This is a genomic window from Nocardia sp. NPDC060259 (genome assembly GCF_042728775.1).
GTDB lineage: Bacteria > Actinomycetota > Actinomycetes > Mycobacteriales > Mycobacteriaceae > Nocardia.
This window is the reverse complement of record NZ_JBHXAY010000088.1, coordinates 17,783-30,454: the sequence shown is the minus strand read 5'-3', so window position 1 is coordinate 30,454 and position 12,672 is coordinate 17,783. Positions and strand designations below refer to the sequence as shown.

The window sequence follows — 12,672 nt, the reverse complement described above, 5'->3', positions numbered from 1 at the left end:
GATCGCGACGTCGGGGAGGCGTCGCGATCAGCGGGTTCGGTGAGTTCTCGTCCTCAGCAGGCCACGGTCAGCGTGGCGCGCTTGCGGGTCGCGGCGGCGCGCACGGCGGCACCGAGGGCGACGACCGGCGGGACCCAGCGGGCCTCGGCCGGAGCGACGCCCCAGGAGGCGGAGCCCGCGGCGAGCTGAGTCGGGGGCAGCGGGATGCTGGCACCGTCGGTGTGCACGACGACGCCGGCCTCGCGCATGGCCTCGATCGCCATAGCGGCCTTGCGGACACCGGTGACGAGGTGGATCTCGCGACGCTCCTGGCCCGGGATCTCGATCACGGGGCCGGACAGGTTGTTGGCGCGCAGGAAGCGACGGACCTCGCCCGCCATCTCACCGGTGATCTCGATTGCCGAGACCTCGTCGTCGGTGATCAGGCACAGGCCATTGGCCGTTTCGGCAACCGTCCAACCCCGCGCGGCGTACTCCTGCGCGGCGGCACCTTTCTCGGCGGCCGTGGTTGTGGTCGGAAACGTCGTGCGCACTGTGTTCTCCATTCCCCGAAGAGCTCTGTTCCTGCGTTCATGGGTCGTATCGGACCGGGGTGGCAGTCTTGTTACGCCGTTCTCGAAAAATATTCGCGACTGTCTGGTTCGTCTCACTCCGCAGACCTTCGCTATCGGAGGATGCGGCCCGGCAGGGTTGGCGTAGGGGCCGAAACCGGGCAGGATTCGGCATATGACCGAAGCGCCGGGCACCACCCCGTCTTCCGAGGGGGAACCCGAGGAGTTCGAAGCCGAATCACGCTGGCTCTCTTGGAAAGAGACCGACGTGAAGCGCGCGGCGCGGCGGGCGGCGCAGACCGGCGACGACGAGAACGCGGACGATTCGGACATACCACGCGACGCGGGTTTCGATGACCCGTTCCGCAGCACCGGATCGGCCAAGCAGTGGGCCGCCGAAGTGCTGCGCTCGCTGGTCGATGTCCAGTTCCGCAGGCCGGCGACCAGAACGTTGCTGCCGCTGGCCTACATCCTCGGCGTCGTCTCCTTCGGCATCGGCATTCCGGTGGTGCTCACGGTGCTGGCGTGGCGGGCGTCGGCGCTGCTCGGCATCCTCGCCGCGCTGGTCGCGATCCCGCTCGGGCTGACGATCGCGGCCGCGGTGCGGTTGATGCTGGAGTTCGCGAGCAACGCCGCCCGGCTGGCCGGCCGGGTCGAGCACATCAGCGACTTGGCCGACGGGTTGTTCCAGGCGCTCTCCGATGTCGCCGAGCCGGTGAACCAGCTCTCCGAAGACGTTCGTGCCGTGCAGTTCTGGCGCTTCAGGAAGAAAAAGTAGCTCCGGGCTAGTACTTGAACTAGGTGTTGCGCGATGTCCGATTCATTGTGAAACAATCCGTACGCAGATCCGACGCGTAGGTCGGCTGCGTAGGGCGGTCTCCGAAAGAGATGGGGGAGGCCGGATTTGGATAACAGGGGGGAAGTATGGCTTCACCACAGGGCGTCACCGGTTCGACGATGCCGCGCAGGCAGCTGGGCAGGCACTTACGTGACCTGCGTAATCAGGCGCGGATGACGACGAGGACCGCGGCGGCGCAACTCGAGTGGTCGGAAGCGAAGATCTGGCGGATCGAGACCGGTCAGACCTCGTTGCGCAGCCTCGACGTCGAGGCGATGTGCAAGGTGTACGGCGCGCCCGCGGAGCTCGTCGAGCCGCTGGCCGCCTTGGCTCGCGAAACCAAGGCACGGGGATGGTGGACGAGCTACGGCGATGTGATCCCGGAGGGCTTCGAGGTCTACATCGGGCTGGAGGAGGCGGCCACCGGGCTGTCGATCTACGAGGACGGCCTGGTCCCGGCGCTGTTGCAGACCGAGGACTACACCAGGGCGCTGCTCGAGCAGACCGTGCCAGGGCTGACCGAGGCCGAGCTCGGGCGCAGGCTGCGGGTGCGCGAGGCCAGGCAGGCGCTGCTCACCCGCGCGGATTCGCCGTTGCGGCTGCAGGTGGTGCTGGCCGAGGCGGTGCTGACCCGGCGCATCGGTGACGACCGGGTGCTGGCCGCCCAGCGCGCGCGGCTGCGCGAGCTGGCCGGGCTCGACACGGTCCGGATTCAGGTGATGCCCGGTGATACCGGCTATCACGCCGGCCTGGAATCGGGCCGGTTCGTGATCCTGGACTTCGGCGTCGACGGCTCGCTCGACCGGCCGGAACCGCCGGTGGTCTACGCCGAGACCTTCGCGGGCTCGGCCTATCTGGACAAGCCCGCCGACTACGAGCGCTACCGCGGCGCGTTCACCGACATCAGCGCGGCGGCATCCGGCGCGCCGTAGCTCCTACCAGGAGTTGGCGAGCACCGCACGGTGCGTGGGCAGGGCTCGGTCGTAGACCGCCCTGCCCTTTTCCGTCAGGTGGACGAAGATGGCGCGGCGGTCCTCGGCGCACATGGTGCGCTCGACGAGGCCGTCTTTCTCCAGCCTGGCTACGGCGCGCGAGAGCGCGCTCTGACTCAGGTAGATGTCACCGGCCAGTTCGGTCATCCGGTACTTCTGACAGGCCGCGTCGACCAGGCGATCGAGTGTCTCGAATTCGCTGAGTCCGATGCGGTGCTGGTGCTGAAGCGCCTTCTCCAGTGCGCAGCTCACGGCGGCGTGCCGATCGAGCAGTTCGCGCCACTGGCCGACCAGCTCGGTGGGCGCTTCGTTGCGCCGAGCTGATGCTGTGGCCGGGTTCGACATGGCCCCATCTTAGTGACCCGAGCATGTCCATGCAACCGCAATTTATGTGTTGGCAATTAATGCGTGTGCATGTAATGTCCTCCGCATGACTTCGCCAGCAACGCTCTCGGCCGCAGATCAGGCGACCGATCCGACCAGGTGGCCGCTTCGCCTCTGGGGCATGCTGATCACCCTGTGCATCGTTCTGTTCCTCGACGGTCTCGACGTCTCGATGATCGGCGTCGCGCTGCCGTCCATCGGCGCCGAACTCGATCTGTCCACCTCCACCCTGCAGTGGCTCGTCAGCGGCTACGTCCTCGGTTACGGCGGCCTGCTGCTGCTCGGCGGGCGCACCGCCGACCTGCTCGGACGCCGCAAGGTCTTCCTCATCGCGCTGGCGGTCTTCGCCGTCGCCTCGCTGGTCGGCGGCCTGGTCAGCGACCCGACGCTGCTGATCGTCACCCGCTTCATCAAGGGCCTCGCCGCCGCGTTCACCGCGCCGACCGGCCTGTCGATCATCACCACGACCTTCGCCGAAGGAAAGGCGCGCAACAAGGCGTTGTCCATCTACACCGTCTTCGGTGCCGGTGGTTACTCCATGGGCCTGCTGTTCGGCGGACTGATGACCGGCGTCGGCTGGCGCTGGACCTTCCTGCTGCCGGTCCCGATCGCCCTTGCCGCCCTGGTCGCCGCGTTCGTGCTGGTGCCCAAGGACGGTAAGGCCGAGGAGGGCGGGCACGATCTGCTCGGCGCGCTGCTGTCCACCGCGGGCATGCTGCTGCTGGTCTACACCGTGGTCACCGCGCCGGAGGTCGGCTGGACCTCGCTCCGCACGGTCGGTTCGTTCCTCGCCGTCATCGCCCTGTTCGCCGCGTTCGTGATCACCGAGCAGCGGGTGAAGCACCCGCTGGTTCGCCTCGGCATCCTGCGCAAGGTGTCGCTGGTGCGGGCCAGCCTGGCCATCATCGCGGTCGCCGGTTCGTACTTCAGCTGGCAGTTCATCGTCACCCTGTACATGCAGGACACGCTGGGCTGGTCGGCGCTGAAGCTGGCGATGGCGCTGCTGCCGGTCGGCATCCTGGTCGTCGGGTCGGCGTTCTTCTCCGAGAAGCTGATCGACCGCTTCGGCACCGGGCCGGTCATCGCCGTCACCATGTCCGTGATGGCCCTGGGCTACCTGCTGTTCCTGCGGGTCGACACCGCGCCGGACTACCTGACCGTGCTGCTGCCCGCCATCTTGCTGATCGGCATCGGCTGGGTCGGTTTCCCGGCGATCAACGTGCAGGCCACCAGCGGTATCGATGACGACGAGCAGGGTCTGGCGGCCGGCGTGCTGCAGACCTCCATGCAGGTCGGCGCGGCCATCGTGCTCGCGGTGACCACCGCGATCGTCACCTCCGGCGGGCACGGCGCCGGTGCGACGCCGCAGCAGATGCTCGACACCTACCGGCCTGGCCTCGAGTTCGCCGCGGGCGTCACCATCGTCGGCGCGCTGGTCGCCCTGACGGTCTTCCTGCCGCGGTTGACCCGGTCGCGGGTCGCCGAGGTTCCGGTCGCCGAGGAGAAGGTCCTCGAGCCGGTCGCCTGATCGGATAGCGCCGGACGGCACCACCTTGCGCAGGTGGTGCCGTCCGTCGTTTCACGTGGATCAAGAAAAAGGCGGGGCCACTTCGTCTTTGGCGGAGCGGATATAGGTGAGCCTGCTGCCGTCGCGGCCCTCGGTCGGCCACTCGATCCCGAGACGCGGATCGAAAGCGTCCATGTCCCGGTCGAATTCGGGGGTGTATTCCAGCGAGCACAGGTAGGTGACCGTCGAGCCGTCCTCCAGTGAGAGGATGGCGTGGCCGAGGCCCTCGGACAGGAACACCGAGCGGCGGTGCACGTCGTCGAGCAACACACTGTCCCAGCGTCCGTAGGTCGGCGAGCCGGGCCGCAGATCGACGACGACGTCGAGGAACGCCCCGCGCACGCAGGTTACGTACTTGGCCTGACCCGGCGGGTCCTCGGTGTAGTGGATGCCGCGCAGCACGCCTGCCGCCGAGACCGAGGTGTTCACCTGGTGCAGCTCGAACGGCCGCCCGGTGGCCTTCTCGAACTCCGAGGCCTTGAACGATTCGCAGAACATGCCGCGGTCGTCGCCGAGCAGCCGCGGGGTCACCTCCCACGCGCCGGGGATGGCCAGTTCACGGATCTGCATGCTTACCAGTCTTTCCCGCGGTCGATCAGATCCAGCAGATAGCGGCCGTAGCCGGAGCGCACCATCGGTTCGGCCAGCTCGCACAGCTGGTCGTCGGTGATCAGCCCGCGCCGCCACGCCACCTCCTCCGGCACGCCGATCTTGAGGCCCTGGCGTTCCTCGATGGTGCGTACGTAGTTGGCGGCGTCGAGCAGCGAGTCGAAGGTGCCGGTGTCGAGCCAGGCGGTGCCGCGGGCGAGCACGTCGACGCTGAGCTTGCCCTGCTCGAGGTAGGCGCGGTTGATGTCGGTGATCTCGTACTCCCCGCGCGCCGACGGGCGCAGCTCGCGGGCGATGTCGACCACGTCGTTGTCGTAGAAGTAGAGGCCGGGGATGGCGTAGTTCGAGCGCGGCACCTTCGGCTTCTCCTCGATGGAGACCGCGCGGCCCTGCTCGAACTCCACCACGCCGTAGGCGGTCGGGTCGCTGACCCAGTAGGCGAACACGGCGCCGCCGTCGATGTCGTGGAAGCGGGCCAGGCTGGAGCCGAGGCCGGGGCCGTGGAAGATGTTGTCGCCGAGGACCAGGGCGGCGGGCTCGGCGCCGATATGGCCGGCACCCAGCACGAACGCGCGCGCGAGACCGTCGGGTTCGGGCTGCACCACGTAGCTGATCGAGACGCCGAACTGGCTGCCGTCACCGAGCAGCCGGGCGAACGCGTCGGCATCCTCCGGCGTGGTGATCACCAGAATGTCGTCGATCCCTGCCAGCATGAGGGTGGACAACGGGTAGTAGACCATGGGCTTGTCGTAGACCGGGACGAGCTGCTTGCTCACCCCGCGCGTGATGGGGTGCAGCCGCGAACCCGTGCCGCCCGCCAGGATGATTCCGCGCATGGGGGCAGTCTGCCAGTTCCCGCTCACGCGGAGTCGGGGAGGTTCCGACACGTCGACGAAATGGTCACGAACGTTTCGTGACCGGGTGTGTCGGGCGATTAACGAGACAGACATCGCGTTCATCTGATTATGTGAGCATCGATGTGTGAAACATCACCGTGTTAGATGTCAGCGTCGACATCCGTTCCGGGGGCCTGCCCTGGTCCGCGGTCGACGCGCCAGCTGTGAGGTAGGTGCGCGATGGCAACGCCCAAGATCGCCGGAATCGGTGTGTTCAGCGGGGTCGCGCCCGCCACCACAGCCAAGAGTACGAGCAAGCCCCACCCCCAGGGCATCATCGTGAACTCCGGCCGGAGCAGCACCTCCTCGCGGGTCCTGATGGGCGCGTGCGTCGGCGTCATCGGACCGCTGCTGCGGACCGTCCCGATCAACAGGGCGACCATCCCGATCGGCGCCGCCGCCGTCGACCTGCTCTCCCGGCTGCGGCCCGAACCGCACGGCATCGAGCGCGAGCAGATCCAGATGGACGGCTTCAAGATGGAGATGGTGCGGCCCGCCGGCGGCTCGCGCGCGCTGCGCCACGGTGCGGTGCTGTACATGCACGGCGGCGGATTCGCGGTCGGCGGCCTGCAGTCGCACCGGGCGATCGTCGCGGGTGTGGCTCGGCGGACCGGACTGCCGGTGCTGAATGTGGAGTACCGGCAGCTGCCAGGCCGCTCGATCAGCTCGGCGATCGACGACTGTGTGCTCGCCTACCGCTGGCTGCTGCGCCACGGCGCCGATCCGGCCAGGATCGTCTTCGCTGGTGACTCCGCCGGTGGTTACCTCACCTTCGCCACCGCGCTGCGCTCCCGCGAGATCGGGCTGCCGCTGCCCGCTGCGCTGGTCGGGCTGAGCCCGCTGCTCGACCTGGACTACCGGGCCAAACAGGGATACGTCAACGTCAGCCGGGACGCGTACATCCCGCTGTCGGGCCTCGAGGCTGTCGTCCGGCTCGGTGCCGAGACCGAGGGCCCGCTCGACCCGGCGCTGTCGCCGGTCAACGCCGACCTCGCCGGACTGCCCCCGGTCCTGCTCATCGCCGCGGAGGACGAGCTGCTGCGCTACGACTGCGAGCTCATGGCCCATCGGCTCAGCGCGGCGGGTGTCCCCAACACCCTCGAGCTGTGGCGCGGCCAGGTGCACGCGTTCATGAGCATCCTGCCGAGCATGCCGGAGAGCCGCTCGGTGCTCGGGCGGGTCGCCAAGTTCGTCCGGGTCGCCCTGGAACCCGCCCAGCGGGCCAGGACCGCATAGAAGCTATCGAACTGGCTCGGACGTCCTGATCACGATCGGCCGGACGAGCCTCCTACCTGAAGAAGCCCCGCCCGGCAGGTGCGCCGGACGGGGCTTCCGCTGTACACGGTCCCGGATTACTTGGCGGGAGCCTTGAACGGCGCGTTGATGGTGGTGAAGTACTGGATGGCCGCACCGATCGCGACCGGAGCGGTGATGAAGATCTGGCCCGCGATGGCGCCGACCGGGCCGACCAGCAGGGCGCCGGCGATGCAGCCGACGGCGGCGGCGGGCAGGAAGGGGCCGAGCAGGCCGACGATGGTGCCCAGGGCGACCGTGCCCGCGAGCACGCCACCGAGGACGCAACCCACAGCGGCGCCACCGAGGCCACCGACCAGCGCGCCGATGGAGGCGCCCATCGAGATGGTGGAGGTCAGCCTGCTCCAGGCCGCGACCTCACGGTCGTACTCGCTCTTCCACGGCGCCTTGTCCTCGAAGGGCAGCGCGACGGGCTTGTAGACGGCCTTGGCCGGGTCGAGCTGCGGGGTGAGGACGGCCTTGTTGCCCGAGATCTCGGCGGCAATCGGTAGCTCGAACTCGTCTAGGCGGAACGACAGCGGGGTGGCGGCGATGGTGTCGCCGTTGGCGGCCTTGATCTTGAAGGCGCCGTCTTCGGCGACCAGCGAACCCGCGTCGGTGGTGATGACGGACGTGCCGTTCACTTCCTGGGCGGTGTAGTTGATCGGGGCGGCCTCGGTGGGGGCGGCGTTGACAGCACCGGCGGTGACGCCCATGGCGGCGATCAGCAGGGCCGAGGTCGCGGCGAACTTCTTGATGAGCATGAGCGTGGGAGTCCTCAATGTCGATGCGGTGCAGGGGGATCAATGCATGAAGCCCCGCCCGGCAGGCCGGGCGGGGCTCCTGGCTCGCGTATTCAGTTGTGCGAGTTCAGTTGTGCGTCGTTCGAGACCGGATTACTTGGCCGGCGCGGTGAACGGCTGGTTGATGGTGGTGAAGTACTGGATGGCAGCACCGATGGCGACGGGGAGGCTGATGAAGATGTTGCCCGCGATGACGCCGACCGGGCCGACCAGCAGCGCGCCCGCGATGCAGCCGACGGCGGCGGCAGGCAGGAAGGGGCCGAGCAGGCCGACGATGGTGCCCAGGGCGACCGTGCCGGCGAGGACGCCACCGAGGACGCAACCGACGGCAGCGCCGCCGAGGCCACCGACCAGCGACGCGATGGAGGCGCCCATGGAGATGGTGTCCTTCATGCGGTTGAAGGCGGCGAGCTCACGGTCGTACTCGGACTTCCACGGGGCCTTGTCCTCGAAAGGCAGGGCGACCGGCTTGTACACGGCCTTGGCCGGGTCCAGCTGCGGGGTCAGGACGGCCTTGTTGCCCGAGATCTCGGCCGCGATGGGCAGCTCGAAGTCGTCGAGACGGAAGGTCAGCGGGGTGGCGGCGATGGTGGTGCCATCGGCGGCCTTGATCTTGAAGGCGCCTTCTTCCTCGACCAGCGAGCCCGCGTCAGTGGTGATGACGGACGTGCCGTTGATCTCCTGGGCGGTGAAGTTGACCGGGGCCGGGGCCTCGTTCGGCGCAGCGTTGACGGCGCCGGCGGTGACGCCCATGGCGGCGATCAGCAGCGCCGAGGTGGCGGCGAATTTCCTCATCAGCATTTTCGTTGAACCTCGATGTTGGAGCGTTCGGAGGGGACTCGATGATCAAAATCCCCTGCAGCTAACGCGCGGTGAACCGGCCGTGACCGTCTATTCAAATTCTGTTCACCGGCGATACCCCAGGACCAGTGCGTTGCTCGAAACCTGAGCGTTGACCGGGCTTTTTCTCAGGAAACCAGACTCTGAGTCGTAACCTACCCACCCGTAGTGTGACTGACATCACAGTGTAAATACCTAGAGCGTCTCGGCAGTGCGACAGTACGGCAACGGATTTCGGGCGGACTCCGCCGCACGGCGGGCATGCGCGAGCACGTATCGTTGGCGTGGTGCGAGTGCTCGTAACCGGCGGGGCCGGCTTCATCGGTGCGAATTTCGTCCAGCAGACCGTGGTCACGCGCCCGGATGTCCACGTGACCGTCCTCGACGCGCTCACCTACGCGGGAAACCGCGCGTCGCTGGATTCGGTCGCCGATCGGATCGAATTCGTGCACGGCGACATCGCCGATCTCGACCTGGTCGACAATCTGGTCAGCGGCGTCGACGCGGTGGTGCATTTCGCCGCCGAATCGCACAACGACAACTCCCTTGCCGAGCCGTGGCCGTTCGTGCAGACCAATATCGTCGGCACCTACTCGCTGCTACAGGCGGTGCGCCGCCACGATGTGCGCTACCACCACGTCTCCACCGACGAGGTGTACGGCGACCTCACCCCCGACGACCCCGCCTTCACCGAAACCACCGCCTACAACCCGTCGAGCCCGTATTCGGCGACGAAAGCGGGCAGCGATCTGCTGGTGCGCGCCTGGACCCGGTCGTTCGGCGTCCGCGCGACGCTGTCGAACTGCTCCAACAATTACGGCCCGTATCAGCATGTGGAGAAATTCATCCCACGCCAGATCACCAATTTGATCGACGGTGTGCGCCCGCGTCTCTACGGCGCCGGTCATCAGGTGCGCGACTGGATCCACGTCGACGACCACAATCGCGCGGTGTGGGACATTCTCGACCGCGGCCGGATCGGCCAGACCTACCTCATCGGCGCCGAGGGCGAACTCGACAATCTCAGCGTCGTCCAGCTCATTCTGCAGGCCTTCGACCGCGATCCCGCCGACTTCGATCACGTGACCGACCGGCCTGGCCACGACCAGCGCTACGCCATCGACGCGAGCCTGCTGCGCGAGGAACTCGGCTGGTCACCGCGGTACGCGGACTTCCGGGCAGGCCTGGCCGACACCATCACCTGGTACCGCGAGAACGAAAACTGGTGGCGGCCCAAGAAGGCCGCCACCGAACGCGCCTACGCCGCGGCGGGCGAAAAGAAGCTCTGACCCCCACCGTCGTCCGGGGAATTATCCCCAGACGACGGTGTAATACGTTGCGGCCGCGCCGATCAGCGCGAAAACCGACGCGCAGGTGACGGCGATCGCCGTTGCGCGAGTGGGAATCACGCCGTCGGAATCGGTGAGCCGCAAGGGAACCCAGCGCGCGACAACAGCCAGGCCCATGATCGCCAGCGGCACGAAATACCGGCCCTGCACGCCGTCGATGATGTAGAAATCGACCGGCGTGAACGACATGTACAGCGTCACGTAGATCATCGCCACGCTCGCCAGCACCGTCAGCGCCACGATCAGGGTGCGCCGGAAAGTGGCCGTCACGACGCTCATCCGGTCGGCGATACCGAAACTCACCGCGAAGGCGATCAGGCACGCCAGCATGGATATCGCGGGCACGTCGACATAGGCGAAGCCGAGTTCACCGAAGAACTGGTTGAACCAGCGGTGGTCACGCAGCGCGATGCTCTCGCCGAAGGTGTGCACGAATTGCACCGGGTCGCCGAGGATTCCCTTCAGCTGGTCACCGGGACGCACCTCGTACCACTGGTGCGGCGGGCGCATCAGGCCCATACCCTCGCCGGTCGGCGCGGCAATCTTGGTCCACGCCAGGAAAAGCGTGGCGCCGGTCGCGGCGAACGCCCACGGAACCAGCTTGAGTTTCCCGGCGAATCCCAGCCGGTCGGCGGGTATCACGACAACGAGCATCGCCAGCAGCACATATGTCGGTTTGCTCAGCGGCAGCGCGATCGTCGCGGCCAGCAGCGCACCGGTTTCCACCGGCCGCAGCCGATCGCCGACGAACAGCGCCTCGAGCAGCAGCGCCGACACCATGATCGCGAGCGCGTTGGTGAGCGTGTCCGCGGTGACGGTGCCCGCCTGGAACAGCGCGATCGGCAGCACCGCGACGGTGAACACCAGCCACTGGCTGCGCCGCTCCCGCAGCGCGTACAGCGCGAAGCCGACGATCGCGAGGTAGGTGATCAGCCCGGCCAGCCGGGTCAGCAGAGACATCCCGCCGATATTCAGGCCGAGCGCCTCACCGAGCCGGATGCCCACGGCGGCGGGCACATACGGCACCGGCGAGTAGGCGGCGGTGTTGGTGAACCACATGGGCTTGGTGGCCGCGGAGATCTCGGCGTCGCCCAGCCGGTCGTAGGCGGCGGGGTCGGCCACCATGGCATTGGGCTCGTCGGACTCGTCGGGGTTGTCGTTGTAGTCGCGGAAGGCGTAGCCCATCAGCTCGTCGACGCTGACCGGGATCTGGCCGCCGTAGGCGACACCGCGATCGTCCGCGATGCGCTGCGGGAACACCCCGCCGTGCGCGACCTGGTAGGCGCGGCCGAACTGGGTGATCTCGTCATGGCCCCAGAACGTCGGCGTGAGCACGGCGAACAGCGCGCCGAACACGGTCGCGATCACGGCGAACGCGACGGTGGCCGCGCCCAGCTTGTCGGTCAGCGTGCGGACCGGCGCGAGGGCGCGGTCCTTGGTGCTCGGTGCGGGAGTTGCGGTTTTGCTGAGCTCGGCGGTGGTGTCCGGCTCGGTCGAAATCGTCACCGACGGTCTCCGGCAGCGACGTCGTCGTTCACCCCGGCCGCGGAATAGCGCAGATAGACCAGTCGCGCCGCCTCGTGCCGGGACCGGCGGATGCCGTCGAGGATCATGCCGGCGGTCCAGGCGAGGCTGCCGAGCAGCATCAGCGTGAACGCGAAGAACAGCGTCGGGAACCGCGCCACCTCGTTGGTGTTGTAGAACTCGATCACGATCGGGACGGTCAGGATCAGCGACACCAGCCAGGCCAGCGTGCCGAACAGGCCGTAGAACGCCACCGGGCGCTCGTGCCTGGCCAGGCCGAGGATCAGCGCGAGGATCTTGGTGCCGTCGCGGTAGGTGCGCAGCTTGGACTCGCTGCCCGCCGGGCGGTCACGGAAACCGACCTGCACCGCGGTCTGCGGTACCCGCAGGTGCAGCGAGTGCACGGTCAGTTCCGTCTCGATCTCGAACTCGCGCGAGACGGCGGGGAAGCTCTTGACGAACCGGCGGGAGAACACCCGGAAGCCGCTCAGCATGTCTTCGACGTTCTCGCCGAACACCTTGCCGACGACGCCGTTGAGCACCTTGTTGCCGGTCTCGTGACCCGAGCGGTAGGCGTTGGTGTCCTCGTCCTGCTTGCGCACGCCGAGCACGTGATCGTAGGGGCCATCGAGCAGCGTCTTGATCATCAGCGGTGCCGCGGACGCCTCGTAGGTGTCGTCGCCGTCGATCATCACGTAGACGTCGGCCTCGATGTCGGCGAAGGCGCGGCGCACGACGTTGCCCTTGCCCTTGGTGTTCTCGTAGCGCACGATCGCCCCGGCCTCACGTGCGCATTCGGCGGTGCGGTCGGTGCTCAGGTTGTCGTAGACGTAGACGACGATCCCCGGCACGGCGGCCTTCAGGTCGGCGACGACCTTGGCGACCGCGGCCTCTTCGTTGTGGCAGGGGACCACGGCGGCAATGCGAAGCTCGGTGGAGTCCACCCGGGTCAATCCTCGATGTAGGCAGCAGTGGGACACCGGGAGGGTACACAGCGCGCGTCGGATCCGCTCACCCGGTTCAGCG

General features: G+C 67.7%; 13 protein-coding genes. 5 read left to right on the top strand and 8 right to left on the bottom strand.

Translation table 11 applies throughout. The features are described from left to right. Nucleotides 1-53: 53 nt before the first annotated feature. Nucleotides 54-545 (bottom strand): hypothetical protein, encoded by a 492-nt coding sequence (locus ACFWF2_RS25885; protein WP_379310043.1) that lies wholly within the window; start codon nucleotides 543-545, stop codon nucleotides 54-56. A gap of 181 nt (nucleotides 546-726) precedes the next feature. Here ACFWF2_RS25885 and ACFWF2_RS25880 point away from each other — a divergent pair, with 181 nt between their 5' ends. Beyond that, the gene (locus ACFWF2_RS25880; RefSeq protein WP_379310042.1) at nucleotides 727-1,329 is read left to right on the top strand and encodes a DUF4282 domain-containing protein; all 603 of its coding nucleotides are present in this window, start codon (nucleotides 727-729) and stop codon (nucleotides 1,327-1,329) included. A 146-nt stretch (nucleotides 1,330-1,475) separates the two neighbouring features. After that, complete coding sequence (locus ACFWF2_RS25875; protein WP_379310041.1) at nucleotides 1,476-2,321, top strand: helix-turn-helix domain-containing protein; 846 nt, start codon at nucleotides 1,476-1,478, stop codon at nucleotides 2,319-2,321. A gap of 3 nt (nucleotides 2,322-2,324) precedes the next feature. Here ACFWF2_RS25875 and ACFWF2_RS25870 read toward each other — a convergent pair whose 3' ends face one another. Continuing rightward, on the bottom strand, nucleotides 2,325-2,726 hold the full coding sequence (locus ACFWF2_RS25870; RefSeq protein ID WP_379310040.1) for a MarR family winged helix-turn-helix transcriptional regulator: 402 nt from the start codon (nucleotides 2,724-2,726) through the stop codon (nucleotides 2,325-2,327). 85 nt (nucleotides 2,727-2,811) lie between these two features. Here ACFWF2_RS25870 and ACFWF2_RS25865 point away from each other — a divergent pair, with 85 nt between their 5' ends. After that, the gene (locus tag ACFWF2_RS25865) at nucleotides 2,812-4,293 is read left to right on the top strand and encodes an MFS transporter (RefSeq protein WP_379310038.1); all 1,482 of its coding nucleotides are present in this window, start codon (nucleotides 2,812-2,814) and stop codon (nucleotides 4,291-4,293) included. A gap of 60 nt (nucleotides 4,294-4,353) precedes the next feature. On the opposite strand, the gene ACFWF2_RS25860 is transcribed toward ACFWF2_RS25865, so the two are convergent. Beyond that, nucleotides 4,354-4,902: a dTDP-4-dehydrorhamnose 3,5-epimerase family protein gene (locus ACFWF2_RS25860; protein WP_379079564.1), complete on the bottom strand. Its 549-nt coding sequence runs from the start codon at nucleotides 4,900-4,902 to the stop codon at nucleotides 4,354-4,356. A gap of 2 nt (nucleotides 4,903-4,904) precedes the next feature. After that, nucleotides 4,905-5,777 carry a glucose-1-phosphate thymidylyltransferase RfbA gene (rfbA, locus tag ACFWF2_RS25855; protein ID WP_379310037.1) on the bottom strand — a complete coding sequence of 291 codons (873 nt, stop codon included), beginning with the start codon at nucleotides 5,775-5,777 and terminating at the stop codon, nucleotides 4,905-4,907. Nucleotides 5,778-6,017: 240 nt separating this feature from the next. On the opposite strand from rfbA, the gene ACFWF2_RS25850 reads away from it, so the two are divergent. Continuing rightward, the gene (locus tag ACFWF2_RS25850) at nucleotides 6,018-7,073 is read left to right on the top strand and encodes an alpha/beta hydrolase (protein ID WP_379310036.1); all 1,056 of its coding nucleotides are present in this window, start codon (nucleotides 6,018-6,020) and stop codon (nucleotides 7,071-7,073) included. A 116-nt stretch (nucleotides 7,074-7,189) separates the two neighbouring features. Here the strand turns inward: ACFWF2_RS25850 and ACFWF2_RS25845 are convergent, their stop codons facing one another. Next, the gene (locus tag ACFWF2_RS25845; RefSeq protein ID WP_379310035.1) at nucleotides 7,190-7,894 is read right to left on the bottom strand and encodes a hypothetical protein; all 705 of its coding nucleotides are present in this window, start codon (nucleotides 7,892-7,894) and stop codon (nucleotides 7,190-7,192) included. 132 nt (nucleotides 7,895-8,026) lie between these two features. Next, a complete protein-coding gene (locus tag ACFWF2_RS25840) occupies nucleotides 8,027-8,734 on the bottom strand; it encodes a hypothetical protein (protein WP_379310034.1) in 708 nt (235 codons plus the stop codon). Nucleotides 8,735-9,060: 326 nt separating this feature from the next. Here ACFWF2_RS25840 and rfbB point away from each other — a divergent pair, with 326 nt between their 5' ends. Beyond that, entirely contained in the window at nucleotides 9,061-10,062 is a 1,002-nt protein-coding gene (gene rfbB / locus ACFWF2_RS25835) for a dTDP-glucose 4,6-dehydratase (protein ID WP_379310033.1), read from the top strand. Between the two features lie 21 nt (nucleotides 10,063-10,083). Here the strand turns inward: rfbB and ACFWF2_RS25830 are convergent, their stop codons facing one another. Continuing rightward, nucleotides 10,084-11,628, bottom strand: coding sequence for a DUF2142 domain-containing protein (locus tag ACFWF2_RS25830; RefSeq protein ID WP_379310032.1), 1,545 nt, complete (start codon nucleotides 11,626-11,628; stop codon nucleotides 10,084-10,086). Further along, a complete protein-coding gene (locus ACFWF2_RS25825; RefSeq protein ID WP_379310031.1) occupies nucleotides 11,625-12,590 on the bottom strand; it encodes a glycosyltransferase in 966 nt (321 codons plus the stop codon). Before ACFWF2_RS25825 ends, ACFWF2_RS25830 begins: the two co-directional genes overlap by 4 nt. Nucleotides 12,591-12,672 lie beyond the last annotated feature (82 nt).

What these genes read in the sequence shown, in the direction of transcription:
- ACFWF2_RS25860 (WP_379079564.1), bottom strand. Translation starts at nt 4,902, where the DNA reads ATGCAGATCCGTGAACTGGCCATCCCCGGCGCGTGGGAGGTGACCCCG.
- ACFWF2_RS25840 (WP_379310034.1), bottom strand. Translation starts at nt 8,734, where the DNA reads ATGCTGATGAGGAAATTCGCCGCCACCTCGGCGCTGCTGATCGCCGCC.
- ACFWF2_RS25875 (WP_379310041.1), top strand. Translation starts at nt 1,476, where the DNA reads ATGGCTTCACCACAGGGCGTCACCGGTTCGACGATGCCGCGCAGGCAG.
- ACFWF2_RS25850 (WP_379310036.1), top strand. Translation starts at nt 6,018, where the DNA reads ATGGCAACGCCCAAGATCGCCGGAATCGGTGTGTTCAGCGGGGTCGCG.
- ACFWF2_RS25870 (WP_379310040.1), bottom strand. Translation starts at nt 2,726, where the DNA reads ATGTCGAACCCGGCCACAGCATCAGCTCGGCGCAACGAAGCGCCCACC.
- rfbA (WP_379310037.1), bottom strand. Translation starts at nt 5,777, where the DNA reads ATGCGCGGAATCATCCTGGCGGGCGGCACGGGTTCGCGGCTGCACCCC.
- ACFWF2_RS25885 (WP_379310043.1), bottom strand. Translation starts at nt 545, where the DNA reads ATGGAGAACACAGTGCGCACGACGTTTCCGACCACAACCACGGCCGCC.
- ACFWF2_RS25845 (WP_379310035.1), bottom strand. Translation starts at nt 7,894, where the DNA reads ATGCTCATCAAGAAGTTCGCCGCGACCTCGGCCCTGCTGATCGCCGCC.
- ACFWF2_RS25865 (WP_379310038.1), top strand. Translation starts at nt 2,812, where the DNA reads ATGACTTCGCCAGCAACGCTCTCGGCCGCAGATCAGGCGACCGATCCG.
- ACFWF2_RS25880 (WP_379310042.1), top strand. Translation starts at nt 727, where the DNA reads ATGACCGAAGCGCCGGGCACCACCCCGTCTTCCGAGGGGGAACCCGAG.